This window comes from Paenibacillus sp. MER 180 (genome assembly GCF_023713665.1).
GTDB classification, from domain to species: Bacteria; Bacillota; Bacilli; order Paenibacillales; family Paenibacillaceae; genus Paenibacillus_B; species Paenibacillus_B suaedae.
The window spans coordinates 1-438 of record NZ_JAMAVT010000074.1 but is presented as its reverse complement, the minus strand read 5'-3'; the positions used below and the strand labels follow the sequence as shown (position 1 = coordinate 438).

Sequence of the window (438 nt, the reverse complement as noted above, 5' to 3'; positions counted from 1 at the left end):
CTTCATACTCGCGCAGGGCGGCCGCAATATCTCGGGTCTGGCGGAAAACGGCGCCCAGCACCACTGCATCTTCCATCGCCGCGCAGCCTCCCTGGCCAATATCCGGGGTGGTGCTGTGTCCGGCATCGCCGAGCAGCGCGACGCGGCCGCGCACCAGGCGGCTGAAAGGTTCGATATCATGGATTTCAATGCGGTTGGTAGTCTGCGGGTCGAGGGCGGCGATCAGCTTCTGCACCGGCGGCGCCCAGCCGGCAAAGTAGCGGCTGAGGTCAGCGCGCAGGGTGTCACGATCCTCCGCCAGACCCGCCGGAAGCGGCACATCAAAGAAAAAGTAGAACCGGCCGGCGGAGACCGGCATCAGCGAGACGCGCTTGCCTTCGCCGACAAAGGTGGTCCACTGATCGCCGGGCGCCAGCGCTTCATCTATCTCCACCAGAC

At 65.3% G+C, this 438-nt stretch carries 1 protein-coding gene; it reads right to left on the bottom strand.

The genetic code is table 11. From position 1 onward, the window contains the following. Positions 1–438, bottom strand: a 438-nt coding sequence (locus tag M3661_RS29895) for an FAD-dependent monooxygenase (protein ID WP_251491308.1), incomplete at both ends; no start/stop codon positions are given.